21 protein-coding genes are annotated in these 22,769 nt (G+C 61.9%); 10 read left to right on the top strand and 11 right to left on the bottom strand.

Translation table 11 applies throughout. The features are described from left to right. The first annotated feature begins 84 nt into the window (after nt 1–84). Entirely contained in the window at nt 85–441 is a 357-nt protein-coding gene (locus EIC84_RS13535) for a DUF962 domain-containing protein (RefSeq protein WP_003063755.1), read from the top strand. A gap of 101 nt (nt 442–542) precedes the next feature. Here the strand turns inward: EIC84_RS13535 and EIC84_RS13530 are convergent, their stop codons facing one another. Further along, entirely contained in the window at nt 543–1,826 is a 1,284-nt protein-coding gene (locus EIC84_RS13530) for a YhjD/YihY/BrkB family envelope integrity protein (RefSeq protein ID WP_237704426.1), read from the bottom strand. A 551-nt stretch (nt 1,827–2,377) separates the two neighbouring features. Between EIC84_RS13530 and EIC84_RS13525 the strand changes: the two genes are divergently transcribed. Further along, nucleotides 2,378–2,893 carry a DUF2069 domain-containing protein gene (locus EIC84_RS13525; protein ID WP_003063757.1) on the top strand — a complete coding sequence of 172 codons (516 nt, stop codon included), beginning with the start codon at nt 2,378–2,380 and terminating at the stop codon, nt 2,891–2,893. Here EIC84_RS13525 and EIC84_RS13520 read toward each other — a convergent pair. Continuing rightward, nucleotides 2,880–3,833, bottom strand: a complete 954-nt coding sequence (locus tag EIC84_RS13520) for a LysR family transcriptional regulator (RefSeq protein WP_003063758.1) — start codon at nt 3,831–3,833, stop codon at nt 2,880–2,882. The genes EIC84_RS13525 and EIC84_RS13520 overlap by 14 nt on opposite strands. Nucleotides 3,834–3,976: 143 nt before the next feature. Here EIC84_RS13520 and EIC84_RS13515 point away from each other — a divergent pair, with 143 nt between their 5' ends. Then, nucleotides 3,977–5,407 carry an FAD-binding oxidoreductase gene (locus EIC84_RS13515; RefSeq protein WP_003063759.1) on the top strand — a complete coding sequence of 477 codons (1,431 nt, stop codon included), beginning with the start codon at nt 3,977–3,979 and terminating at the stop codon, nt 5,405–5,407. A gap of 64 nt (nt 5,408–5,471) precedes the next feature. Here EIC84_RS13515 and EIC84_RS13510 read toward each other — a convergent pair whose 3' ends face one another. After that, a complete protein-coding gene (locus EIC84_RS13510; protein ID WP_003063760.1) occupies nt 5,472–6,098 on the bottom strand; it encodes a hypothetical protein in 627 nt (208 codons plus the stop codon). 241 nt (nt 6,099–6,339) lie between these two features. Between EIC84_RS13510 and EIC84_RS13505 the strand changes: the two genes are divergently transcribed. From EIC84_RS13505 to EIC84_RS13495, 3 genes are all read left to right on the top strand, one after another. Continuing rightward, nucleotides 6,340–7,170, top strand: coding sequence for a thymidylate synthase (locus tag EIC84_RS13505; RefSeq protein WP_034361728.1), 831 nt, complete (start codon nt 6,340–6,342; stop codon nt 7,168–7,170). A 123-nt stretch (nt 7,171–7,293) separates the two neighbouring features. After that, nucleotides 7,294–7,797, top strand: coding sequence for a dihydrofolate reductase (locus tag EIC84_RS13500; RefSeq protein ID WP_003063762.1), 504 nt, complete (start codon nt 7,294–7,296; stop codon nt 7,795–7,797). Nucleotides 7,798–7,990: 193 nt separating this feature from the next. Next, nucleotides 7,991–9,073, top strand: a complete 1,083-nt coding sequence (locus EIC84_RS13495; RefSeq protein WP_003063763.1) for a metallophosphoesterase — start codon at nt 7,991–7,993, stop codon at nt 9,071–9,073. 95 nt (nt 9,074–9,168) lie between these two features. Here the strand turns inward: EIC84_RS13495 and EIC84_RS13490 are convergent, their stop codons facing one another. Further along, nucleotides 9,169–9,402, bottom strand: coding sequence for a DUF333 domain-containing protein (locus EIC84_RS13490; RefSeq protein WP_231879701.1), 234 nt, complete (start codon nt 9,400–9,402; stop codon nt 9,169–9,171). Nucleotides 9,403–9,794: 392 nt separating this feature from the next. Next, nucleotides 9,795–10,697: a LysR family transcriptional regulator gene (locus EIC84_RS13485; protein WP_003063765.1), complete on the bottom strand. Its 903-nt coding sequence runs from the start codon at nt 10,695–10,697 to the stop codon at nt 9,795–9,797. Nucleotides 10,698–10,888: 191 nt separating this feature from the next. On the opposite strand from EIC84_RS13485, the gene EIC84_RS13480 reads away from it, so the two are divergent. From EIC84_RS13480 to xth, 4 genes are all read left to right on the top strand, one after another. Then, the gene (locus tag EIC84_RS13480) at nt 10,889–11,794 is read left to right on the top strand and encodes a tripartite tricarboxylate transporter substrate binding protein (RefSeq protein ID WP_080554119.1); all 906 of its coding nucleotides are present in this window, start codon (nt 10,889–10,891) and stop codon (nt 11,792–11,794) included. Between the two features lie 10 nt (nt 11,795–11,804). Continuing rightward, complete coding sequence (locus EIC84_RS13475) at nt 11,805–13,406, top strand: sulfatase (protein WP_003063768.1); 1,602 nt, start codon at nt 11,805–11,807, stop codon at nt 13,404–13,406. A gap of 42 nt (nt 13,407–13,448) precedes the next feature. Beyond that, on the top strand, nt 13,449–14,543 hold the full coding sequence (locus EIC84_RS13470; RefSeq protein WP_003063770.1) for a porin: 1,095 nt from the start codon (nt 13,449–13,451) through the stop codon (nt 14,541–14,543). 407 nt (nt 14,544–14,950) lie between these two features. Next, nucleotides 14,951–15,727: an exodeoxyribonuclease III gene (xth, locus tag EIC84_RS13465; RefSeq protein WP_003063772.1), complete on the top strand. Its 777-nt coding sequence runs from the start codon at nt 14,951–14,953 to the stop codon at nt 15,725–15,727. Between the two features lie 13 nt (nt 15,728–15,740). Here the strand turns inward: xth and EIC84_RS13460 are convergent, their stop codons facing one another. The 6 genes from EIC84_RS13460 to EIC84_RS13435 all read right to left on the bottom strand — a co-directional run bounded on the left by EIC84_RS13460 (nt 15,741) and on the right by EIC84_RS13435 (nt 22,769). Beyond that, nucleotides 15,741–16,508, bottom strand: coding sequence for a hypothetical protein (locus EIC84_RS13460; RefSeq protein ID WP_223305606.1), 768 nt, complete (start codon nt 16,506–16,508; stop codon nt 15,741–15,743). Between the two features lie 200 nt (nt 16,509–16,708). Beyond that, the gene (gene ntrC / locus EIC84_RS13455; protein ID WP_003063776.1) at nt 16,709–18,259 is read right to left on the bottom strand and encodes a nitrogen regulation protein NR(I); all 1,551 of its coding nucleotides are present in this window, start codon (nt 18,257–18,259) and stop codon (nt 16,709–16,711) included. A gap of 46 nt (nt 18,260–18,305) precedes the next feature. Continuing rightward, nucleotides 18,306–19,415: a nitrogen regulation protein NR(II) gene (glnL, locus tag EIC84_RS13450; protein ID WP_003063778.1), complete on the bottom strand. Its 1,110-nt coding sequence runs from the start codon at nt 19,413–19,415 to the stop codon at nt 18,306–18,308. Nucleotides 19,416–19,451: 36 nt separating this feature from the next. Further along, complete coding sequence (locus tag EIC84_RS13445) at nt 19,452–19,964, bottom strand: hypothetical protein (RefSeq protein WP_003063780.1); 513 nt, start codon at nt 19,962–19,964, stop codon at nt 19,452–19,454. 179 nt (nt 19,965–20,143) lie between these two features. Continuing rightward, the gene (gene glnA / locus EIC84_RS13440; RefSeq protein WP_003063782.1) at nt 20,144–21,559 is read right to left on the bottom strand and encodes a type I glutamate--ammonia ligase; all 1,416 of its coding nucleotides are present in this window, start codon (nt 21,557–21,559) and stop codon (nt 20,144–20,146) included. 322 nt (nt 21,560–21,881) lie between these two features. Then, the gene (locus EIC84_RS13435) at nt 21,882–22,769 is read right to left on the bottom strand and encodes an EI24 domain-containing protein (protein WP_003063784.1); all 888 of its coding nucleotides are present in this window, start codon (nt 22,767–22,769) and stop codon (nt 21,882–21,884) included.

Here is a 22,769-nt window from a genome sequence, read left to right as displayed (position 1 = left end):
GCAACTTGCCAGCACTCGCTAACCCGCTGGCCTGGCCATGCTGCCGGCAGTATAAAAACAGCATCAACTTCACCGGGGTTCGCCATGTCACAGACCACGACCTCAGAACCGGACGACGCTGTCAAAGCCAGCGTGGACCCGCGCCAGTTCAAGAGCTTTGCCGAGTTCTATCCCTTCTACCTGGGCGAGCACAGCAACGCCACCTGCAGACGGCTGCACTTCATCGGCACCAGCCTGTCGCTGGTGTTTCTGCTGGCGCTGTTTTTGACGGGCGACTGGTGGTATTTGCTCGCAGGCCTGATCTGCGGCTATGCCTTTGCCTGGGTGGGGCATTTCGGCTTTGAGAAAAACAAGCCCGCCAGCTTCAAGCGCCCGCTCTACAGCTTTCTCGGCGACTGGATGATGTGGCGCGACATCTTGCTGGGCCGCATCAAGATGTAGCGCCACTCCCCTCTGAAGCGCGCCCGCTGGCCTGCTTTGCGGGCAGCGAATCGGCTGTCCTGTCTTGAGTGCAGATATTCATAGATATCCGCCCACCGCCATCAAACTCTATGAATATTGCCTCCAGGCGCCGCAATCAGCTCGGCCACGGTCATGGCATCGAGCTGGGCACGCTGCCACAGCGGCCGCACGGCCTCTGAGGGCTCGAGCAACAGGCTCTGCACCAGGGGCTCGACCCGCGTGGCATGCGGATCGACCAGCAGCACATAGCGCGGCTCGGTGCTCTCAAGCGACACATAGGCATCGGGCGGCTGCACGGCCCCGACCCAGTCCAGCTTGGCCAGCGCCTGCAGCACGGGTTGAATCTGGGAGGCTTCCACACGCAGGCGCCGCGAAAGCTGGTGCACATACAGGCCCTTGTGCGGCAGCTCGCGCTCCTTGGCCAGGCATTGCAGCACCTCGACGGCCAGCTCGAACTGCCAGCCACGGTGTCCTGTCAGCCGTTCCACCCCGGCAAGCACCGTGGGCAGATAGGCCGTGACCAGAGCCCCCAGCAGCACAATGCTCCAGGCCACATACATCCAGATCAGCAAGATGGGCAGCGTGGCAAACGCGCCGTAGATCACCGAGTAGGTCGGCACGGACGACAGATACAGGCCCAGCACCTTCTTGGCCACTTCCATGAACACGGCCACAAACACGCCCCCCACCAAGGCATGGCGCCAGCGCACAGGCGTGTTGGGCACATAGTGGTAGAGCCCAGCCATGCCGGCGGCCAGCACCACGAACTCTATGGAATCAAAGACAAAGCGCAGGCTGCCGGGCAGCGCATTGACCATGCCCTTGGAGGCCGACATCACATAGGACGACAGCACCAGGCTCAGGCCCAGCAGCAGCGGCCCCAGCGTGATGGCGGCCCAGTAGATCAACACGCGCTGGCCCAGCGGCCTGAGCTGGCGCACGCGCCAGATGTTGTTGAGCGTGCGGTCTATGGTCAGGATCAGCGCAATGGCCGTGACCATCAGTATGGAAAAGCCGACCAGGCCCAGCTGGCTGGCCTTGGAGGCAAACTGCGTGAGATAGCCCAGCACCTGGCGCGCAATGGTCTCGGGAATCAAGCTGTCCATCAGCCAGCGCTCCAGCACCTTCTGCGCCTTGCCAAAGATCGGGAAAGCCGTGAACAAGGCCAGCGCCACGGTAAAAAATGGCACCAGCGCCAGCAGCGATGTAAAAGTAAGACTGCTGGCCGTCACGCCCAGGCGGTCTTCCTTGAAGCGCGCCAGCAGCACCTGGGCCGTGTTGTGCCAGGGGAAGGTACGCAGGCGCTGCTGCGCACGGCGGCTCCTGCGGCGCAAGGCAGTCTTGAGCTCCTGCTGGCTGGGCATCTGGGGCTTGGGGATACGCCCGGCCAGATCCTTGCAGCTAGCTGCCAGCGCCCTGGCCTTGTCGAGTTTGCGGCTGCGCGGGCTCTCGGCAACGCGCTCCGAGCCGCCGTCGGGACTGTCGATCACTCCTGAAACGCAAGCATGCACTGCTTTCTGGTCCTGGGCTGGCGTCGTATTCGGCGTGGAATAGCTGGTCCAGCCCTGAGCTGCCGTGCTGAATGCCGCCGCAGGCGTCGCGGCAGGAGCTGGCACGGGTTCGGGCCGAGCCAGGTCGTTGCCAAGATCGGGCATGGGTTCGAACACTGGCTCCAGCGGCAGGCCCGGACCATCGAGGCTGGGTTCCTGACGCTGCTCGACCTGTCTGGGCTCGGCGGCAACGTTCGCTGCATGCGCTGCAGCAGGTGCGGCTGTCGACGCCGGCGATACCACACGGTCCCGATCTTCCGTCACCGGCCTGGCTTGCTGCGTCTTGCCTTCCAACGCAGCCCAAAAGCCGGCACGCTCGTTTTTCTTCATGACGGCACTCCTTCACGAACGCAAAAGGAGGACGGGTGCTGCGCAACATCAAGCGCAGAACGCAAAACAAAACGACCGGATTCAAACAGAGCTGGCATGACCGATATGATGCCACTGCTATGACCGACGCCCTCTCGCCCCAAGCCGCCGAAAACACTTCTTCACCAATCCAGCAGCCCGGCTCCGATGTGGCCGCCACGCGCTGGCTGGCCGTGGGCAGCCTGCTGGCACTGATGCTGCTGTGCGTGGCCTGGGAGTTGTGGCTGGCACCGCTGCGCGAGGGCGGCACCTGGCTGTTTCTCAAGGCCCTGCCGCTGGCGTTCGCCGTGATCGGCCTGCTCAAGCGCCGCATGTACACCTATCGCTGGCTCAGTCTGCTGGTCTGGCTGTACTTCACCGAAGGCGTGGTGCGGGCCTGGAGCGATGCCGCGCCCAGCCGCTGGCTGGCGCTGGCAGAGGTGGCGCTGTGCGTGCTGCTCTTCATCGCCTGCGCAGCCCATGTGCGCCTGCGCCAACGTGCCGTCAAGGCGGCCCGGCTCAATCAGGCGTGATGCCTTCGAACTGCGCCAGCGTCCGCACCTGCGCCGCCAGCGCATCGAACAGCAGTTGCGCGGCCGGTGACAGCGCACGGCGCGGGCGCTGAATCAGCAGCGTGCGGCGCAGAATGCGCGGCTCGTCCAGCAGGCGAAAGCCCAGATCGCCCTGCAGACCCAGTGAAGGGTGGCGCGCCGTCAGCGCCGGAACGATGCTGACGCCCAGGCCCAGACTCACGGCCTCGAACAGCAATTGCGGATTGGACAGGCGCAGCGGTGTCTGCAGCAGGTTCTGCGGCATGCCCGGTGCCGAAGCCAGCAGTTGGCTGATGGCGGTATCGGTGGTCAGGCCCACAAAAGCCAGATGGGGCAGCCGGGCCAAATCGGCCGCCGTCAGCCGCCTGGCCTGCAGCAAGGGCTCATCGAGCCTGGCCACCAGCCCCATGGCATCGCTGATCAGCGGCTGGGTCAGCAAATCGCCGCCGGCCGGATGTGCCGCTCCCACGCCGAAATCCACGCTGCCGGCCTGCACGCGCTGGGCAATGCCTTCGGCGCTGTCCTCAATCAGATCCACCTCGATGCCCGGATGCCGGACCCTCAAGGCCGGCAGCACCGGCAGCAGCAGCACGGCCAGCACCGACGGAGCGGCAGCAATGCGCACCTTGCCGCGGCGCAGTGCGGCCAGATCGCCCAGGTTCTGAAAGCCCTGCTCCAGCGTCTCGAAGGCCTGGCGCACATCGAGCAAAAAGGCCTGACCGGCGGCCGTCAACCCCACGGTTCGCGTGGTGCGGTCAAACAGTCGCAGGCCCAGGGCATCTTCTAGCTGGCGAATGGATTCGGACAGGGCCGACTGCGTCAGGCACAGCTCGCGGGCTGCCGGGGCAAACGCGCCCTGGCGCGCCACCTCGTCAAAGGCGCGCAACTGGCGCAGGCTGACATTATTCGGAAAAACCGGCATAACCAAGCAATTTATTTCGATTGCCCCGTAGTCTGCCATGCTCTACGCTTGCGGCTTCATGGTTTTCCGGCTGCGGCCCTGTGCCTGGCTTAGGATTTCCGACTGTCTCCCCTCTCTGCCGCCGCTGCTGCGGCCTGCTTGTCATGACTTCCACCGCTTTGCTTGAATCCCTGCGCCAGATTGTGGGCGCTCCCCATGTGCTGACCGATGGCGACCTCAGCGCCTACGAACAGGACTGGCGCAAGCGCGTGCACGGCAAGTCCCTGGCCGTGGTGCGCCCCGGAAACACGGCCGAGGTGGCCGGCGTGGTCAAGGCCTGCGCCGCAGCCGGCGTGCAGATCGTGCCCCAGGGCGGCAATACCGGGCTTTCCGTAGGCTCCACCCCCGACGACAGCGGCCGGCAGGTCGTGCTCAGCCTGACGCGCCTGAACGCCGTGCGCCATATCGACAAGGACAATCTGACCTTCACCGTCGAAGCCGGCTGCATTTTGCAGAACCTGCAGGAGCTGGCCGACCAGCAAGGCCTGCTGTTCCCCCTGTCGCTGGCCGCCGAAGGCAGCTGCACGATCGGCGGCAATCTGGGCACCAACGCCGGCGGCACACAGGTGGTGCGCTATGGCAACACCCGCGATCTGTGCCTGGGCCTGGAAGTGGTGACGCCCCAGGGCGAAATCTGGGACGGCCTCAAGGGCCTGCGCAAGGACAACACCGGCTATGACCTGCGCGATCTGTTCATCGGCAGCGAAGGCACGCTGGGCATCATCACCGCCGCCACCATGAAGCTGTTCCCGCAGCCGGCCGCCCAGCTCACGGCCTTTGCCGCCGTGCCCTCCATGGAGGCCGCCGTGCGCCTGCTGGGCCTCGCGCACCAGCACCTGGGTGCGGGACTGACGGGATTTGAAGTCATGGGCCAGTTCGCACTGAGCCTGGTCGTCAAGCACATGCCGCAGCTGCGCGTGCCCTTTGCCGACATGGGCGACGAAGCCCCTTATTGCGTGCTGCTGGAGAACAGCGACAGCGAGTCCGAGCAGCATGCGCGCCTGCGCTTCGAGCACTTGCTGGAGCTGGCCTTTGAGGACGGCTGCGTGGTCAACGCCGTGGTGGCGGAGAGCCTGACCCAGGCCCATGACCTCTGGCATATCCGCGAGAGCATTCCTCTGGCCCAGGCCGAGGAAGGCCTCAACATCAAGCACGATATCTCGGTCGCAGCCTCGCGCATTCCGGCATTTGTCGAGCATGCCGACGCCGTGCTCAAGCGCGAGATTCCCGGCGTGCGTCTGGTCAACTTCGGCCATCTGGGCGACGGCAATCTGCACTACAACGTGCAGGTTCCCGAGGGCGAGGACGGCAAGGCCTTTCTGCGCGACAAGGAGGCCCTGGTCAACCACCTGGTCTACGAGGCCGTGGACGCCTTCGGCGGCTCGTTCTCGGCCGAACATGGCGTGGGCGCACTCAAGACGGACAAGCTCGAAAAATACCAGTCCCCCGTTGCGCTGCAGATGATGCGCGCCATCAAGAATGCGCTGGACCCCCAGGGCCTCATGAACCCCGGCGTGGTGCTGACGCGCGGCTGATCCTGGCATCGCCGACAAAAAAGCCCTGCATTGCTGTGCAGGGCTTTTTGCATTGACCGGGGCTTTAGCGAGAGGCAACGATATTGCGCAGCATGTTCTCAACCGCGCTGGGCCAGGGGATGTCTGCGCCATCCACATCGGTGAACACGGTCTGCCTGCCCTCGCTGAGCAACCAGACACGCAAGCCGTTGCGCACGGGATCAATCACCACGGCGGCCATTTCCTCGCCCCCTTGGTGCTGGCGATTTCCCATCACATAGAGCAGCCCTGCAGAGGGCTCCAGCGGGCCCAGGGCCTGCAGATTCTTGAGCAGCGTCTCGTACTGACTGCCGCCCATCAGCGTCTTCAGCCGCTGGGCCAGCACGCCGTCCTTCACATAGTCCACGCCGTCCCAGCGGTACTTGCCCTGCAGCGGCTTGAGGCTGTCCAGGCTTGGCTCGCCGTCCTTGGCCACATGGGGAACGCGCACTTCCTCGATGGAGAGCGTGGCCGCCTCCTCGATCTGCGCCGTGGCAGCGGGCTCTTGGGTCTGGGGCATGGCATCGGGCGGGGCGGCTGCAGCCGCAGCAGCCGCTGCCCGGGCATCCGCTGCAGCGGCGGTGGGAGATGGTGCCTTGGTCTTGTCGCAGGCAGCCATCAAGGCCGCAATCGCCAGCGCAACAGCCGCAGTGCTCACAAAATTGCGTGACATGAACTCACTCTCCTTGTTCGGCTCGGTTGTTTTCCATGACATTGTGAAGCCAGCTGCGGCAGATTTGAGACTGACAGGGCCGCAGGATGGGTCATTGACAGCGGGCAACTCGGCATGCTCCGGCCCGTGGCACACTTCGGCTATCGCGGCCCTGCGGGCCCACCCTCTTCAAGAGCTGCGGCACCTTGTGTACGCTGCCAGCACAGCCTGTCTTTGCCAGTCTTTGACCGCTTTTTGCACCATGAACTCCAGCACCAGCACCCTGCGCCCCGTGCGCTGCCAGTACGAAACCTTTATGCGCCATGTGTACGAGCACGGCGCGTCCAAGACCGACCGCACGGGCACGGGCACGCGCAGCGTGTTCGGCTATCAGATGCGCTTCAACCTCAATGAAGGCTTCCCCCTGGTCACCACCAAGAAGGTGCACCTGAAATCCATCATTCTGGAACTGCTGTGGTTTCTGCGCGGCGACAGCAATGTGAAGTGGCTGCAGGAACGCGGCTGCACCATCTGGGACGAGTGGGCCGACAAGCAAACCGGCGACCTGGGCCCGGTCTACGGCGTGCAATGGCGCAGCTGGCCCAAGGCCGACGGCACGCATGTCGACCAGATTGCCGAAGTCGTCAAGCAGCTCAAGAGCAATCCCGACAGCCGCCGCATCATCGTCAGCGCCTGGAACGTGGCCGAGCTGGACCAGATGGCGCTCATGCCCTGCCACTCCTTCTTCCAGTTCTATGTGGCCGACGGCAAGCTCAGTTGCCAGCTCTACCAGCGCAGCGCCGACATCTTCCTGGGCGTGCCCTTCAACATCGCCAGCTATGCGCTGCTGACCCATATGCTGGCCCAGCAATGCGGCCTGGAAGTGGGTGACTTCATCTGGACCGGCGGCGATTGCCATATCTACAACAACCACTTCGAGCAGGTGCAGACCCAGCTGTCGCGCCAGCCCTTCGCCTATCCGACGCTGAACATCAAGCGCAAGCCCGCATCCATCTTCGACTACGAGTACGAAGACTTCGAAGTGCTGGACTATCAGCACCATGCCGGCATCAAGGCGCCTGTGGCGGTCTGAGCAGCACTCCTGCGGATCACTGTAAAAATCAAAGCTGCTTGCGCTTGCCATCCTGCGATTTCAAATACTTTCATATCTGAAGTCCATGAATAGCAAGCGCCAGCAGCTTCTTTATTGATAGCTATGGCCATTCAACTCATTTACGCCCGCGCAGCCAACGGCGTCATCGGCAAGGACAACACCATGCCCTGGCATCTGCCCGAAGACATGGCGCATTTCAAGGAACTGACCCGGGGCTGCGCCGTCATCATGGGCCGCAAGACCTGGGACTCGCTGCCGCCGCGCTTTCGTCCCCTGCCGGGCCGCAGCAATATCGTCGTCACCCGCCAGGCCGACTGGCAAGCCGAACCGGCGTCCGATCAGATCCTGCGCGCCGCCAGCCTGCCAGAAGCGCTGGAACTGGGCCACAAGCTCTCGCAAGACGTCTGGGTCATCGGCGGCGCGCAGATCTATGCCCAGGCTCTGCCGCTGGCCGATGCCGTGGAAGTGACCGAAATCGGCCGCGACTTCGAAGGCGATGCCTTTGCCCCCGAACTGGGCGAGCAGTGGCAAGCCGTGAGCCGCAGCGAGCATGTCTCCGCCAATGGCCTTCCCTACTGCTTTGTGCGCTTCGAGCGCCGGGGCTGACCCTTGTCTCGTGCCGTGCGGGATCGTATCGGCACGGGGCGGCCAGCAGTCCGGCAAGAGACAAAACTCTCTTGCCTTAGCGGTGTTGCGTTGCAACAATTGTCAGCTTCATTGCATGACTGCCGTATGACAATGGCAAGGCAGCCTGCTGCAGCCTGAGCCCTCAAAACCCGCAAGCCTATCGCCCTTCATCATGAGCCTAGTCCAGCCCCTGCCTCCTGGCGCCCTCGATATCGTTGGCGATATCCACGGCGAATACGCCGCGCTGGTGCAATTGCTGGGCCATCTGGGCTACGACCTGCAGGGCAATCACCCCGAAGGACGGCGACTGGTGTTTGTCGGCGACTTCTGCGACCGCGGGCCGGACAGCCCTTCCGTGCTCGCGCTGGTCGGCGCCATGCTGGCCTCGGGCACGGCCCATGCGGTGCTGGGCAACCACGAAATCAATCTGCTGCGCGAAGATGCCAAGGATGGCTCGGGCTGGTTCTTCGACAGCCGCATCGACTCCGACCAGCCCAAGTACGCGCCTTTTGCACGCATGCCGGCCGAGCAGACTCCCGCCATGCTCGAGCGGCTCGGCCAGTTGCCGATCGCACTGGAGCGTGAGGATCTGCGCATTGTTCACGCCGCCTGGAGGCCCGAACAGATCGCCATGATTCGCCAGCTGCCCAGCGGCAGCGCACGCGCCGCCTACGACCACTTCGAGACAATTGCCGAAGAGCAGTCCGTTGCCCAGTGCGTGGCCGAACGCATGCGCCAGGAAGAACTGAGCTGGCCCTACAGCCTGGAAGACTATCGCCACGAGCCCCCCTTTTTGCAAGCGCACAGCGAAAACGAACTCAACAAGGCCATGGTCAATCCTTTGAAGGTGCTGACGGCCGGCGTGGAGCGCGAATGCCGCAACCCCTTTTACGCAGGCGGCAAATGGCGTTTTGTCGAACGCGTGGGCTGGTGGAATGAATATGAAGAAGCGCCCGCCGTCATCGTCGGCCACTACTGGCGCCGCCTGCGCCCGGCCGACGCACCGGCGCATGGCTCGCAGTTTGAAAACCTGTTTGGCGGCACGCCCCCGCTGTCATGGCACGGCCTGCGCGGCAATGTGTTCTGCGTGGACTATTCGGTGGGTGCCCGCTGGCTAGACCGCCTGCGCGGCGACAACCCCGTGCAGCGCAGCAAGCTTGCCGCCATGCGCTGGCCCGAGCGCGTACTGGTCTTTGACGACGGCACACAGGCCATATCGGAAAATTTCGAGCACTCCGTGGTGCTGCGCGATTGAAGCCATCTTCCACGCCTGCCAGCCCTCGCGGCATCAAGACAGCTCTGGCCTGAGCAGCGTCCTGCCACTGCCTGAAGCCAGGTCTGGGCCTCGACCTATTTCGCGGACGGCTGCCGCGCGTGCTGCACCCACTCCTCAAAAGCAGAGCCGTCAGGCAGCACGCAGGTATTTCGATCAGCATCCGCCCCCTTCTCGGTGCGCAGCACGCCACCCTGCTTTTTGCAGTTGGCCTCAGAGGGGTTGCCAAAATTGACGGAAACCGATTGCGCGCAGCCACCGGTTGCCGCCACGACGATCATCATCCCTGCCAGGCTTGAAGCATGTTTCATGGGCTCAATGTAGCAAAGACCTGCACACCCGCTTGTGAGCAATTTGCTTTTCGAAGGCATCAAGAAAGACCATGTCCCTCCAGAAAGTCCAGCCTCTCGAAGCCCTGAATGGGATCGCTGCAGACAACCTTGTCTGCACCAGATCTTGATCTGCTGCCAACCCACAGGCTGAACCAGATTTGGATCGTCAAAGCCCCCGTGGACAGCTGGCAGGCTCGCCTGTCGGGTGGTTGGAGAGGTGTCCAACTCGCGTGAGTTTCGCAGCGAGGAAACATGCCCGAACTCACCATTTGCGTGCACAGCATTGATGCGCCAGGTGCCTATTCTGGTGTACTCCCACTCCTCCATCTGCAGCCCTCGCTATCGACCAGGGCCCTTCTATCCTTAGTCTTTTAGCTGTGAAAGAACTGCTTGAGCCTTTCATAGAGGAAATCATTGAGCAACTTGATGCGCCGGGGGGTGTGTTCGCGCTGGGGAATGAAAACATGCACGTCCAGACGAGGGCCGCTGTAGCCGAGGGGGAGCTCTACCAGCGCTCCGCTGGCTATGAGAGGTCGCGCAAAGTAATCTGTCAGTTGGCCGATGCCTGCCCCCTGCAGCACGAGCTGCCGCTGTACGGCAGGGTCCTGCGTGATGAAGGAGAACGGCGGCTCCAGCATCGTCTGCCGGCGGGCCGATTGAAAGGTCCAGGGCCAGATGCGGTTGGTGCGTGGGTGCCTCAGGCCGATGCAGCAGTGCTGCAGCAGTTCCTGCGGGCTCTTGGGTGTCCCCTTGGCGGCCAGATAAGCAGGCGCGGCGCAGAGCATGTGAGTGAAGCGCCCGACTCTGCGCGCGACCAGCGATACGTTGAGCAGTGGTCCGCCGATCACACCGATGTCCATGCCCAGGTCCACCGTGTCGGGCCAGGGGTTCTGTGTCACGAGTTCGATGCGGATATCGGGATAGCTTTCATTGAACTGTGCCAGCAGTGGCGCCACCAGCAATTGCCCGAGACTCAGGCTTGAGGCCACCTTGATCGAGCCGGTGATGCCGCTTGCGCGGTCGCGCAATTCGCGCTCGCCCTGGTCGATCGACTGAAGACCGACGCGGCAACGCTCATAGAACACACGACCGTCTTCCGTCAATGCCATGCGGCGCGTGGAGCGGTGGAACAGGCGCACGCCCAACCACGATTCGAGCTGTGATATTTGCAGACTCACAGCCTGTGGCGTCAGGTGCAGCGATTGCGCGGCACGGCTGAAATTCTCTGCCTCAGCCACGTTCATGAATGTGGTGATGAGTCTAAGCCTGTCCATGGATTTACAAATTCTGCTTGAAGCTGTTTCAATCTTGCACCCACTGTGACAGCACGCGAGCGCTAAGTAAAGTTCGGCAAACATTCAAAATCGCCGGAGACACACAGATGCCCCACCTGCTTGGACAACTATTACTCCCCCTTTGCCTCGGCCTCGGCGGGGCAGCTTGGGGCGCGGCCGCGCAAACCGGCATGCCCACACATCCGGACAGGCCCATTACCTTGGTCGTCTCGTTCCCGCCAGGAGGGGCTCCCGACCAGATAGCACGCCTGTTGGCGCCCCAGCTTCAAGCGCGCTGGAAGAATCCCGTCATCGTGGTGAACAGGGCGGGAGCGTCGGGCAACCTGGGCAACGACTCCGTAGCCCGCGCCGAGGCCGACGGCCACACCCTGCTGGTGACACCGAATACCTTCACCATGGTCCCTCACGTGCTGCCGGCGGGCGGGCAGCATGCCGATGTCGTCAAGGACTACACTCCGATCGCTCTGCTCTCATCAGCCTCCATGCTGATGCTCGCCAACCCCAGACTCGGTGCAAAAACGGCGGGCGATGTGGCCCGGATGGCGAAGACACAGCCCGACCTGGGCTACGCCACCTCGGGCAATGGGTCTCCCATGCATATCGTGGGCGAGCTGTTCAACAAGGTAGCTCGCGTGCAATTGCGCCATGTGCCCTACAAAGGCACGACACCGGCGATCAACGACGTGCTGGGCAGCCACGTGATGCTGACCTTCCTCGGCATGCCTGTTGCCAAGCCCCTGATCGATGCGGGGCGCCTGGTACCGCTGGCCGTGGCAGACAAGGCCCGCAGCTCTTTTCTGCCCAGCTTGCCAACCATGCAGGAACAAGGCTTTGCAGGGGTGGAGGTCGACATTTCCTTCGGCGTCTATGGCCCCCGCAACATGGACCCCGCGCTGGCTGACGACATCAACAAGACCTTGCGCGAGATTCTGGCCAAACCCGAGGTCGCAGCCCAGTTCAAAAACCTGTACCAGAGCGTGGAAAACCAGTCACGCAGCGCTTTCGCCGAAAAGACCCGCGCCGACTACAAGCGCTACGGCAAGCTTGTGAAAGAACTTGGCATCACTGCCGACTGAAAGCCGGCCCATGACGAACAAGACTCCCAACGTGCTGCTGATCGTCACCGACCAGCAGCGTGCCGACCACCTGGGCTGCGCGGGCAACGCGCTGCTGCAGACACCAAACATTGACCGCCTGGCCCGCACCGGCGTACGCGCCAGTAACTTTCACGCTGCCAGCACCACCTGCATGTCCAATCGCGCCACGCTGATGACCGGACGGCTGCCGTCGCTGCATGGCGTGGTGCACAACGGCATCAGCCTCTCGCGCGATCACACTACCTTTGTGGAACTGCTGCGTGCAGGAGGCTATGCCACGGCACTCATAGGCAAGTCTCACCTGCAGTCTTTTGGCTATGACGGCCCGGCTCGCCGTCGCTGGAGCCATGCTGACCAAGGTGTCGCGCCGCCGCTCGAGCTACTGGACGCACGAAAGCGCCAGCGTGACGGCGACGGGTATTTGAACGAATGGACGCCCGATTGGCGCAGTGGCAAGCGCATGGCGGTGACCACCCCTTACTACGGCTTCGAACATGTGGAGCTGGCTACGTTCCACGGCGACCAGGTCGACGGTGACTATGCCCGCTGGCTGGCCCAACGCCACCCCGCACCCGACAGTCTGCGCGGCCGCGCCAACGCCCTGCCTTCGCCAGGCTACAGCGCGCCGCAGGCATGGCGCACGGCCATGCCTGAGGCACTGTACCCCTCGGCCTGGGTGGGGGAGCGCGGCTGCGATTGGCTCAGAAAGCATGTGCAGGGTTCACCCGGCAAGCCGTTCTTTCTCAACCTGTCCTTTCCCGATCCGCACCATCCGTTCACCCCTCCGGGACGGTTCTGGGATATGTACCAGCCTGAGGACATGCCATTGCCACCCAGCTTCGGCAAGCCCGGCAACTCTCAACTGCTGGTCGACGTTCATCGCTACACCAGAGAGGGAGGCTCCCGCGAGGGTTACGGCGCCTACGCCGTAACCAGCCGTGAATGCCAGGAAACGCTGGCCCTGACCTACGGCATGGTGAGCATGATCGACGAGCAGGTCGGGCAGTTACTCCATACTCTTCAGGAGTTGGGCATAGAGGACGACACCGTCATCATCTTCACCAGCGACCACGGCGACATGATGGGCGACCACGGCATCGTGCTCAAGGGTGCCATGCATTTCAGTGGGCTCACGCGCGTACCCTTCATCTGGAAGGACCCATGCAGCCGGGCCGCTCCTCCAGTCCTGGATCTGCCATCCGGAACCATCGACATTGCCAAGACCGTGCTGGCGCGCTGCGGGCTCGCCCCCTACAACGGGATTCAGGGACTCAATCTGCTGCCCTGGCTGGACGGGCAGTCGCAAACAGTCCCATCGCGCCCTGGTGTCATTGTCGAAAGCGAGCCCGTGGTGCTGCCGCACGGAAGAACGCACCGCTACCGCCTTCGCAGCCTCGTCAACGAAGAATGGCGCCTGACCTTGAGCAACTTGCCCGAGCTGTGCGAGCTCTACGACCTGCACGCCGATCCGCTCGAGCAACACAACCTGTGGCATGAGCGCGCTGCCGAGCGCGGACAGTTGTGTATGCAGCTGCTGATGGAGCTCAGCGAACAGGCTGATTGCTCGCCACTGCCGACGGCTATCGCCTGAGGTGCATGCGAACGTTGGACCGCAATGCTGGAGGAGACCCCGATGAACAAGCAATTTTTCTGTGCCGCTGCATTCCTGTGGGTGGGAGGCACCTGTCATGCCCAAGCAAGCATCACAATCTATGGGCTGCTCGACACCGCTGTCGAGCACATCAACCATGTGGGTGCCACTGGTTCTGGGCTCACGCGCATCCCCAGCAATGCGGGCAACATTCCATCCAGGCTGGGATTTCGTGGCCGTGAAGATTTGGGGGGAGGAATAAGTGCCCAGTTCGTTCTCGAAATGGGCATCGCACCTGATTCAGGCGTCTTGAACCAAGGTGGGCGCGGGTTTGGGCGACAGTCGTTTGTTGGCCTGAACGGCCCCTGGGGTCAGGTTGGCCTTGGCCGGCAGTACACGATGCTGTTTTGGTCGATGCATGACGCCGATGTCATCGGGCCGGGTATGCACAGCATTGCGAACTTCGACAGCTATTTTCCGAATGCACGCGCCGACAACGCCATCTCCTACAAGGGCACATTCTCAGGACTGACCGTTGGCATGACCTACAGCTTTGGGCGCGATACGGTCAATGCTGGCCCTAGCCCCGCCGGCACAAATTGTGCCGGCGAGAGTGGCACCGACAGGAATGCTTGCCGCGAATGGTCGATGTTGCTCAAGTACGACTCCGCCAGTTGGGGGGCTGCGCTGGCTCATGACGTACTCAAGGGGGGCTCGGGTGCATTTGGTGGTCTAAGCCAAAGCAGCATGAGCGACAAGCGCACCATGCTCAACGGTTATGTGAAATTCAACGGAATCAAGATTGGAGCGGGATTTCTGCGCCGCGACAACGATGGCTACAAGGTCTCCCCCCGCAGCGACCTGTGGTTCGTCGGCCTTTCATATCCCGCAGGGGCATGGACTTTCGACACCCAGTACTACCGGCTCCAGTACAAGTCCAATCGCGACAAAGGCCAGTTCATGGTGCTGCGTGGCACCTACCACCTCTCCAAACGAACCGCCGCCTACGCGTCACTGGGACACATGAAGAACAGCGGCAATGCCACATTCAGCGCTAGCAGCGGCCAGGCTGGCAGCCTGCCGGTCGCCGGAATCAACCAGACAGGCTTCGGCGTCGGTATCCGTCATATGTTTTAGCCAATGGCACTCACCCAAATACGAGCCTGACGGAGATGCCGACCCAGCCTTGTTGCAGTGACATGGCTCAGTCACCTCGCTGGTACAAGCCGTCAAGGCCCTGGAGCGTGTGCGTAGCCTGATCGCACTCTGGCTGTTACACCGGCACGGCACGTGCGTGTGCATGTGATGCCACATGTGCGACGGCTCAAAGGCATGTTCATCACTCATAGGCTTGCGACTGCAACTTGGCCGCCTTATTCCAAAACGCGCTCGCTCAGCGGGAACTATGTGGCTGATACGATAGAAGGAGCTGAAAGCACGACCATCTTTTGAACACCTTTTTTAGGTAGCTAGCTGGGTAGCTAGAGCTAGGAACCTGAAAATCAGATACGCAACCCATTGAAATCAAGTGGGCTTATATGACAATGAAAATTGCCACCTGGAATGTGAACTCCTTGTCCGTACGACTGCCGCAGGTGCTGGACTGGCTTGCCGCCAACCCCGTCGATGCACTGGGACTGCAGGAGCTCAAGCTCACCGACGACAAGTTCCCGCACATGGCGTTCGAGGAAGCTGGCTACAAGGCAGTCAGCCACGGCCAGAAGACCTATAACGGCGTAGCCTGGATCACGCGCGACACGGGACGCGATGTGGTGCGCAACATTCCCGGGCTTGACGACGAACAGGCCCGCATCATTGCCACGACCATAGACTCGCCGAACGGCGAAATTCGTCTGATCAACGGCTACTTCGTCAACGGCCAGGAACCTGGCTCGGAAAAATTTGCCTACAAGATGCGCTGGCTGCAGGCGTTGCACGATTGGATCCAGAACCAGATGACCCTGCATCCGCGCCTGGTGCTGGTGGGGGACTTCAACGTGGCTCCCGAAGATCGCGACTCCTACGACCCCGTCGGCCTCAAGGACACGATCCACCACACGGTAGAGGAACGCGACCATTTCCAGCGCCTGCTGCAGCTGGGCTTGAGCGATGCCTTCCGCATGTTCGAGCAGCCGGAAAAAAGCTACTCCTGGTGGGATTACCGCATGCTGGGCTTTCAGAAGAATCGCGGCCTGCGCATCGACCATATTCTGGTCAGCGAGGCTCTCAAGAGCAAGGTCAGCGCCTGCAGCGTGGACCGTGCTCCGCGCAAGAACAAACAGCCCAGCGACCACGCCCCCGTGGTTGTCACACTGAACTGAGGCGGGACGCGGATCAGGCGGCGCCATGGCTCAGCCACTGCAAGGCCTGCAGCTGGCCACGCAACAGCATCACATGGCGTTTGAGCAGCTTGGCGACTTTGACCGGCAAATCCAGCTGAACAGTGTGCTCCGTGCGCTCCAGCCAGGTCTGCAAGCGCCGCAGCACATCCAGCCAGGTTTCGGCCGCCGTCTCCCCCAAGTAGTCAAGCCAGGTCTTGCGCACTCGCTCCAGCAGACCGCCCTCATCCAAGGCCATGGATAGCGGGGCGACCGGAACACCATCAAGCAGCTCCTCCAGTTCGGAAACCAGCTTGTGCGAATCCTGCGAGAAGCGGCGCAGGGCATCGACAGCCATGCTGGAGTCCGCAGTCGTCAAGAACAGTCTGGAGCTTTGCGCAAAACGCCGTCCTGCCTGTAATGCCAGAGCAAGACTGTTCTTCGCCATCTGGCCCAGTACAGCCTCCGCGCAAGGCTTGGACAGGGGTGGAACAATCGCACGGCGCCAGGCTGCCTTGACGGCAGCTCTGACCTGAGACCAGTCCAGCAGGCTGCCCCCGCAATGCCGCGACCAATGCTGGCGCAACTCGGCCTCCAGGGATTCGAAACTCCTGCTCCTCCCCGAAGCCGTCTGCCGAGCCCGATATCTGCCGGCCTGCCAGCCCAGCAGATAGGCGGGGTAATACTGATCAAAGCTACGCCCCGGGACAAAGTAAGGCTCGCACATATAGCGCTCGTGCCAGAAGGCCTCCTCGGCCTCCGGCATCTGCAGCAATGGCGACAAGGCGTTCGCATCCCGCGGGAAAGACTCCGGTGCAGGCGGGAAAGAGATGGGTAAAGGCAAGGCAGACAACGCAAACAGTCCAATCAACAAGAGGCCTGTTGATTTTTATCCCTGCGCCATCTACCTCATGTCGTCAACCGTGATTGCACCATGTAGGACGGATAAAACCCACCGCGAAAGCGAGTGACCACTGCACTGCTTCAGTCGAAATTCTCGTTTTCCAGCCCCAGCTCCTGCAGCTTCCGGGTGATGGTGTTGCGGCCAATCCCCAGCCGGCTGGCAGCCTCGACTCTGCGACCATGCGTGGCTGCCAGGGCCGTTCGCAGCAACTGAGCCTCGAACTGATGGGACAGCTGATCCCATACATCGTGGTGGCCTTGCGACAAAAGCTCCTCGGCCTGCTTGCCCAACCCTTCCAGCCAGCCATCGGTCAATGCCGGAGCTTCGGTCAAAGGCGTTGCCGCAGTGCCCGGCACGGACATGGATGCCGCCTCAGGCAGATTTGCCCTGGACTGGTCCAGGCCCACACCACTGCTCAATGCGCTGGCAAAGACTGCTGTACTCACCGGTGCAGAGCTGCCCAGCACTTCGGGCGGCAAGTCCTTGAGTGCAATCTGCTGGGCCGGAGCCATGACGGTCAACCAGTGGCAGATGTTTTCCAGCTGGCGCACATTGCCCGGGAAGTTGAAGGCCTGCAGGCGGCTCATGGCGGCCGTGCTCATGCGTTTGGGCTCAACCCCCAGCTGACGCGCGCTTTGCTGCAGGAAATGCTGGGTCAGCATGGGCACGTCTTCCTTGCGCTCGCGCAATGCAGGCAGGCGCAGACGGATCACATTCAGGCGATGGAACAAGTCCTCGCGGAAAGCTCCGTCCTTGACGCGCAGCTCCAGATCCTGGTGCGTCGCCGCAATCACACGCACATGGGCCTTGACGGCCTGATGTCCGCCAACCCGGTAGAAATGACCGTCGGAGAGCACCCGCAGCAGACGCGTCTGCAGCTCGAACGGCATGTCTCCGATTTCATCGAGAAACAGGGTACCGCCTTCGGCCTGCTCGAAACGCCCCCTGCGCTGGGTCTGCGCGCCGGTAAAGGCGCCGCGCTCGTGGCCGAACAGCTCGGACTCCAGCAGATCTTTCGGAATGGCTGCGGTATTGATGGCCACAAACGGTCCGCCGGCAACCGGAGAATGCTTATGCAGCGCCCGTGCCACCAGCTCCTTGCCGGCACCGGACTCCCCGGTGATCAGCACCGTGACATGACTCTGACTCAGTCTGCCGATGGCGCGAAACACGTCCTGCATGGCAGGTGCCTGACCCAGCATTTCCGCCTGCACCGGAGCCTGCACATCGGCCACCTCCTCGCGCTGGCTTTCCTCGACGGCGCGCCGGATCAACTCCACGGCCTTGGGTACGTCGAAGGGCTTGGGCAGATACTCGAAGGCTCCACGCTGGAACGCCGAGACGGCACTGTCCAGATCGGAATAGGCCGTCATGATGATCATGGGCAGTCCGGGCTGCTGCGCCCTGACCTGCTCCAGCAGCTCAAGGCCCGAGCCGCCAGGCATGCGTATATCGCTGACCAGCACCTGTGGAGCCTGACGCTCGGGATCGCTGTTGTCCACATCAGCCAGGGCCTTGAGCACATCACGCGGCTGGGTAAAGCTGCGAATGGGCCAGCCTTCACGCCCTAATGCCTTTTCAAGCACAAAGCGGATGGAAGGGTCGTCGTCCACAATCCAGATTGGCTTCATTCGTGCAACATCCTTCCCTTCTTCTGCATATTGATAATGTCAGGCTTTATGGCAGCGGTATCAGGATTCGGAAATCCGTCCTCCCCGGCTGGCTCTCGCACTCGATCAGGCCATGGTGACGCTGCACAAAGGTCTGAGCCAGCGTCAGCCCCAGGCCGGATCCGCCGTCTCTGCCGGAGACCAAAGGATAGAAAATCCGCTCCTTGATGGCATCTGGCACGCCTGACCCGTTGTCGATTACATGCAATTCCAGTGCCAATCTGTAGCGCTCGCGCCCCAGAGTGACTTGTCTGGCCACACGCGTCTTCAGAATGATCTCGGCATCGCCCTCTGCAATGCGCCGCCCCAGCGCCTGTGCCGCGTTCTGAACGATATTGAGCAGAGCCTGTATCAACTGTGCGCTGTCGCCTCTGAACTCGGGAATGGAAATGTCATAGTCGCGCGTGATCTTGAGCCCCTGAGGATGCTCGACCAGCACCAGTGAACGCACGCGCTCGCAGACCTCGTGGATGTTGACGTCGCCCACCTCATGCGGGTGGCGATGCGGAGCCAGCAATCTGTCCACCAGCGCCTGCAGGCGATCGGCCTCGTGAATGATGACCGTGGTGTATTCCAACAACTCGGGCGTGACCAGATCCATCTGCAGCAACTGGGCCGCGCCGCGAATGCCGCCCAGCGGATTCTTGATCTCGTGCGCCAGATTGCGGATCAGTTCCTTGTTCGCCAGCGCCTGCTCTCGGATGCGCTCCTCGCGATCCTGACGGGCCTGCTGCTCCAGCGGCCACATCTCCACCATGACATGACCGGCCTTCTCGGCCAGCGAAACCGCTGCGTGAATCGGCAAGGGCTCCTGCCCCAGGCGCAGCAGGCTGGCCTCGAAGCGCAGCGCAGCAAAGTCGTTGGAACGGGCGCCGCTGAGCGCCTTGTCCAGCAAGGCAGGCTCGGCAAAGCAGGTGGCGAAGTCACTGCCCACCATGATGCGACGCGACTGACCCAGGGCGTTTTCCAGCGCCGCGTTGACGAAGCGCACCATGCCGTACTCGTCAAGCACGGCAATCAGGGTGCAAAGCCAGTCCAGCGACTGGTAGCCGTGAGCATTGGCCTGATCCGGATCAGGCCTGGAGATATCGGGGAGCGGGGCTGCAGTGGAACTCATTCGATAGACCAAAAATGACCAGCCCCAGGGGCCGGATTAATTGACCGCAGGCAGCCGGTCCAGCTCTCGCCTGATGCCTGCGATATCACTTTCCTGGCGTGTGATATCGGCCTTGAGCTTGGCCACCCGCTCCGGGTAGCCCTGAGGGTTGCGCAACTCCAGCGCCGTGCGCACGGGGTTGCCATCGTTGTACTCCGCCTTCAGCTCGGCCAGTCTGGCCTGGGCCTTGTTCAGCTCGCCTTGCAGGATGGCTCGTGCATCGGAGTCACGCGCTTTCTGCGCGGCACTGTCGCTGCGGGCCGGGGCCGGCGCGCTCGATGCAGAGCTACTTGCCGGCTTGGGCTTGGCCGCAGCCGCAGCGGCATTGCCACCCGAGGGCCTGGTGCCGTGAATCACCGTCACGCCACTGCCATCGACCGGCTTGCACCCTTTGGCCTTGGCCTGCGAAACATTGTTGGTGTACTCATTGCCGCAGCGGTAGATCACATCCTGGGCAGAAACCAGCCCGGATGCAAGACACAGCAACGACAACACATAAAACTTCTTCATTCGGTCCTCTCAGGCAGACGGCAGCCGCAAGTCCGCAATACCCTGAGTATCGCTCCAAGCCCGCGGCTTTTATTGACTACTTGACCGCCACCAACCCGTTTGGTTCCTTTGCTGCCATGCCCGCCGCAACGGGCGCTCAATAAAAAAGGCGGCTTGCGCCGCCTTTTTTGACCTCTGCTTTACAGCGAGAAGTACATATCGTATTCGACAGGGTGCACCGACTGGCGATAGCGAGTCACTTCGCCCATCTTCAGCTCGATGTAGGCATCCAGCATGCTGTCGGAGAACACACCGCCCTTGGTCAGGAACGCACGGTCGGCGTCCAGGGCTTCCAGAGCCTGATCCAGGCTGTGGCAGACGGTAGGCACCAGCTTGTCTTCCTCGGGAGGCAGGTGGTAGAGATCCTTGGTCGCGGCTTCGCCGGGATGGATCTTGTTTTCCACGCCGTCCAGGCCGGCCATCAGCAGAGCTGCGAAACCCAGGTAGGGGTTCATCAGAGGATCGGGGAAGCGGGCTTCCACGCGACGAGCCTTGGGATTGCTGACGTAAGGAATACGGATGGAGGCCGAGCGATTCTTGGCCGAGTAGGCCAGCTTCACGGGCGCTTCGAAGCCGGGAACCAGACGCTTGTAGCTGTTGGTGCCGGGGTTGGTGATGGCGTTCAGCGCACGAGCATGCTTGATGATGCCGCCGATGTAGTACAGGGCGAAGTCGGACAGGCCGGCATAGCCGTCGCCGGCAAACAGGTTCTTGCCATCCTTCCACACGGACTGGTGCACGTGCATGCCGGAGCCGTTATCGCCAGCGTAGGGCTTGGGCATGAAGGTTGCCGTCTTGCCGTAGGTGTTGGCCACGTTCCAGATGATGTACTTCTGCAGCTGTGTCCAGTCGGCACGCTCGACCAGGGTCGAGAAGCGTGTGCCGATTTCGTTCTGACCGGCGCCGGCCACTTCATGGTGGAACACTTCGACAGGGATGCCGACCGCTTCCAGCAGCAGCGACATCTCTGCACGCATGTCCTGAGTGCTGTCGACAGGAGGAACGGGGAAGTAGCCACCCTTGACGCGAGGACGGTGACCACGGTTACCGGTTTCGAACTTGGTGCCGGTGTTCCAGGGAGCCTCGTATTCTTCGATTTCGAAGAAGGGGTTGTGAGGCTCTGTACCCCAGCGCACGCCGTCGAAGATGAAGAATTCGGGTTCGGGACCGAAGTAAGCGGTATCGCCCAGGCCGGAAGCCTTCAGATAGGCTTCGGCACGCTTGGCGATGGAGCGGGGATCGCGGTCGTAGGCCTTGCCATCACCGGGTTCGATCACATCGCACTGCAGAATCAGTGTGGTTTCTTCGAAGAAGGGATCGATATTGGCAGTGTTGGGATCGGGAACCAGCTGCATGTCCGAGGCTTCGATACCCTTCCAGCCGGCAACGGAAGAACCGTCGAAAGCATGGCCCGAGGCGAACTTGTCCTCGTCGAAGTGCGACACGGGCACGGTCACGTGCTGTTCCTTGCCGCGGGTATCGGTAAAGCGCAGGTCCACGAACTTGACCTCGTTATCCTGCACCATCTGCATCACGTCTGCAACGGTCTTCGCCATTAGATCTCTCCTGCCAACTTTGGCTGATCAAATAAAGAATGAATAGTATCTAGCAGTTTGCGTGCCAACTCGAACTCGGCGCCTCACAACAACATCTGCGCACCGAAACCGAGCCTTGGTGTAAAGATATTCGGCACAAGACATAGGCACTTACCAGAGCTGCATCTGCAAACTGCACCAAACAGACGCGCATTGTCTCACTGCCAGAGCACGCCTCACAATTGCACCATTTTGGTGAACATCATTGCACCAAAATGGTGCAATTTAGAAATAGGATTGTTTTTGGTGCATGACACCTGATTCGCCCTGCTGCAGACGCTTCTCAGCGAGCCACCGAAGCTGCACCATCCGAATCATCTGCACCAGGTGCAAACGGGACCTGCGGGTCGGCAGCACTTGGCATGGTCTGCGCCCTCATTTGCTCCAGCGCCGCCAGGCAGAAGTGAGCAAACCACAGTGCAGAGAAGGCAAACACCAGCGCATAGATCCAGATCGCAATCGGAACCAGAATCCAGAAAGCGGCCAGGAACAGCAGCCCGGAAATCCAGACCACACCAGGTGCTGCGCCCAGATAGCCGCAGATCACACCCATCAGAATGAGCGACATGCGGTGACGGGCAAACAGGGCCCGGCGCTCGTCCTTGCTGGCATGCTCGGACAAGGCGTCAAATGCCATGACCCTGTAGGTGAGCCATCCCCATATCAAAGGCGCCACCACCAGCATCAGCGGCGGGAACACCCATAGCGGCAGAGTGACAAACAAGGCCAGCAGCGCAATCAACGTGGAGCCGCCCGACCAGACCAGGCTGGCTACGGTGGAACCACCATGCTTTTTCTCGAGCCCGACAAAGCGTTTCTCGGCCACCAGCTGCGTCAGCACAGGCGCCATGAACAGGCCCACTAGCAGCAAAACCAGCACCACGAGTACCGGCATTGCGCCCAACACAACAAAAATGGAAGCCACTACCTCCGAGGCATACCCAAGGCCCAGCCCCTGCAGCCATAGCCATAAGGAATGCAGCCAGCCCACCCCGTCCAGCAGACTTTGCACCTTGAGGACCGCATCGGCCCAGAAGAAGTAACCCAGAAGCCAGGCCATCAAGGCCATGGCCAGCAGCGGCAAGAGTGACCAGACAATGACCCGCTTATGCAGGCAATACGCCATGGCACGCCAAAAAGAGTCGAGTAGCAAGCTCATGCTGGCAAGCAT

Origin of the sequence: Comamonas sp. A23 (assembly GCF_004522605.1) — a bacterium.
GTDB lineage: Bacteria > Pseudomonadota > Gammaproteobacteria > Burkholderiales > Burkholderiaceae_C > Comamonas > Comamonas thiooxydans.
Note: the sequence above shows the minus strand (reverse complement) of the source record. Positions and strands in the feature narration are given on the sequence as shown.

Excerpts from the sequence above, each read along its gene's own strand:
- ntrC (WP_003063776.1), bottom strand. The coding sequence starts at position 18,259 with ATGAAGCCAATCTGGATTGTGGACGACGACCCTTCCATCCGCTTTGTG.
- glnL (WP_003063778.1), bottom strand. The coding sequence starts at position 19,415 with ATGAGTTCCACTGCAGCCCCGCTCCCCGATATCTCCAGGCCTGATCCG.
- glnA (WP_003063782.1), bottom strand. The coding sequence starts at position 21,559 with ATGGCGAAGACCGTTGCAGACGTGATGCAGATGGTGCAGGATAACGAG.
- EIC84_RS13505 (WP_034361728.1), top strand. The coding sequence starts at position 6,340 with ATGAACTCCAGCACCAGCACCCTGCGCCCCGTGCGCTGCCAGTACGAA.
- EIC84_RS13515 (WP_003063759.1), top strand. The coding sequence starts at position 3,977 with ATGACTTCCACCGCTTTGCTTGAATCCCTGCGCCAGATTGTGGGCGCT.
- EIC84_RS13470 (WP_003063770.1), top strand. The coding sequence starts at position 13,449 with ATGAACAAGCAATTTTTCTGTGCCGCTGCATTCCTGTGGGTGGGAGGC.
- EIC84_RS13495 (WP_003063763.1), top strand. The coding sequence starts at position 7,991 with ATGAGCCTAGTCCAGCCCCTGCCTCCTGGCGCCCTCGATATCGTTGGC.
- EIC84_RS13510 (WP_003063760.1), bottom strand. The coding sequence starts at position 6,098 with ATGTCACGCAATTTTGTGAGCACTGCGGCTGTTGCGCTGGCGATTGCG.
- EIC84_RS13500 (WP_003063762.1), top strand. The coding sequence starts at position 7,294 with ATGGCCATTCAACTCATTTACGCCCGCGCAGCCAACGGCGTCATCGGC.
- EIC84_RS13490 (WP_231879701.1), bottom strand. The coding sequence starts at position 9,402 with ATGAAACATGCTTCAAGCCTGGCAGGGATGATGATCGTCGTGGCGGCA.
- EIC84_RS13535 (WP_003063755.1), top strand. The coding sequence starts at position 85 with ATGTCACAGACCACGACCTCAGAACCGGACGACGCTGTCAAAGCCAGC.
- EIC84_RS13520 (WP_003063758.1), bottom strand. The coding sequence starts at position 3,833 with ATGCCGGTTTTTCCGAATAATGTCAGCCTGCGCCAGTTGCGCGCCTTT.
- EIC84_RS13530 (WP_237704426.1), bottom strand. The coding sequence starts at position 1,826 with ATGCCCAGCCAGCAGGAGCTCAAGACTGCCTTGCGCCGCAGGAGCCGC.
- EIC84_RS13445 (WP_003063780.1), bottom strand. The coding sequence starts at position 19,964 with ATGAAGAAGTTTTATGTGTTGTCGTTGCTGTGTCTTGCATCCGGGCTG.
- EIC84_RS13475 (WP_003063768.1), top strand. The coding sequence starts at position 11,805 with ATGACGAACAAGACTCCCAACGTGCTGCTGATCGTCACCGACCAGCAG.
- EIC84_RS13435 (WP_003063784.1), bottom strand. The coding sequence starts at position 22,769 with ATGCTTGCCAGCATGAGCTTGCTACTCGACTCTTTTTGGCGTGCCATG.
- EIC84_RS13485 (WP_003063765.1), bottom strand. The coding sequence starts at position 10,697 with ATGGACAGGCTTAGACTCATCACCACATTCATGAACGTGGCTGAGGCA.
- xth (WP_003063772.1), top strand. The coding sequence starts at position 14,951 with ATGAAAATTGCCACCTGGAATGTGAACTCCTTGTCCGTACGACTGCCG.
- EIC84_RS13480 (WP_080554119.1), top strand. The coding sequence starts at position 10,889 with ATGCCCACACATCCGGACAGGCCCATTACCTTGGTCGTCTCGTTCCCG.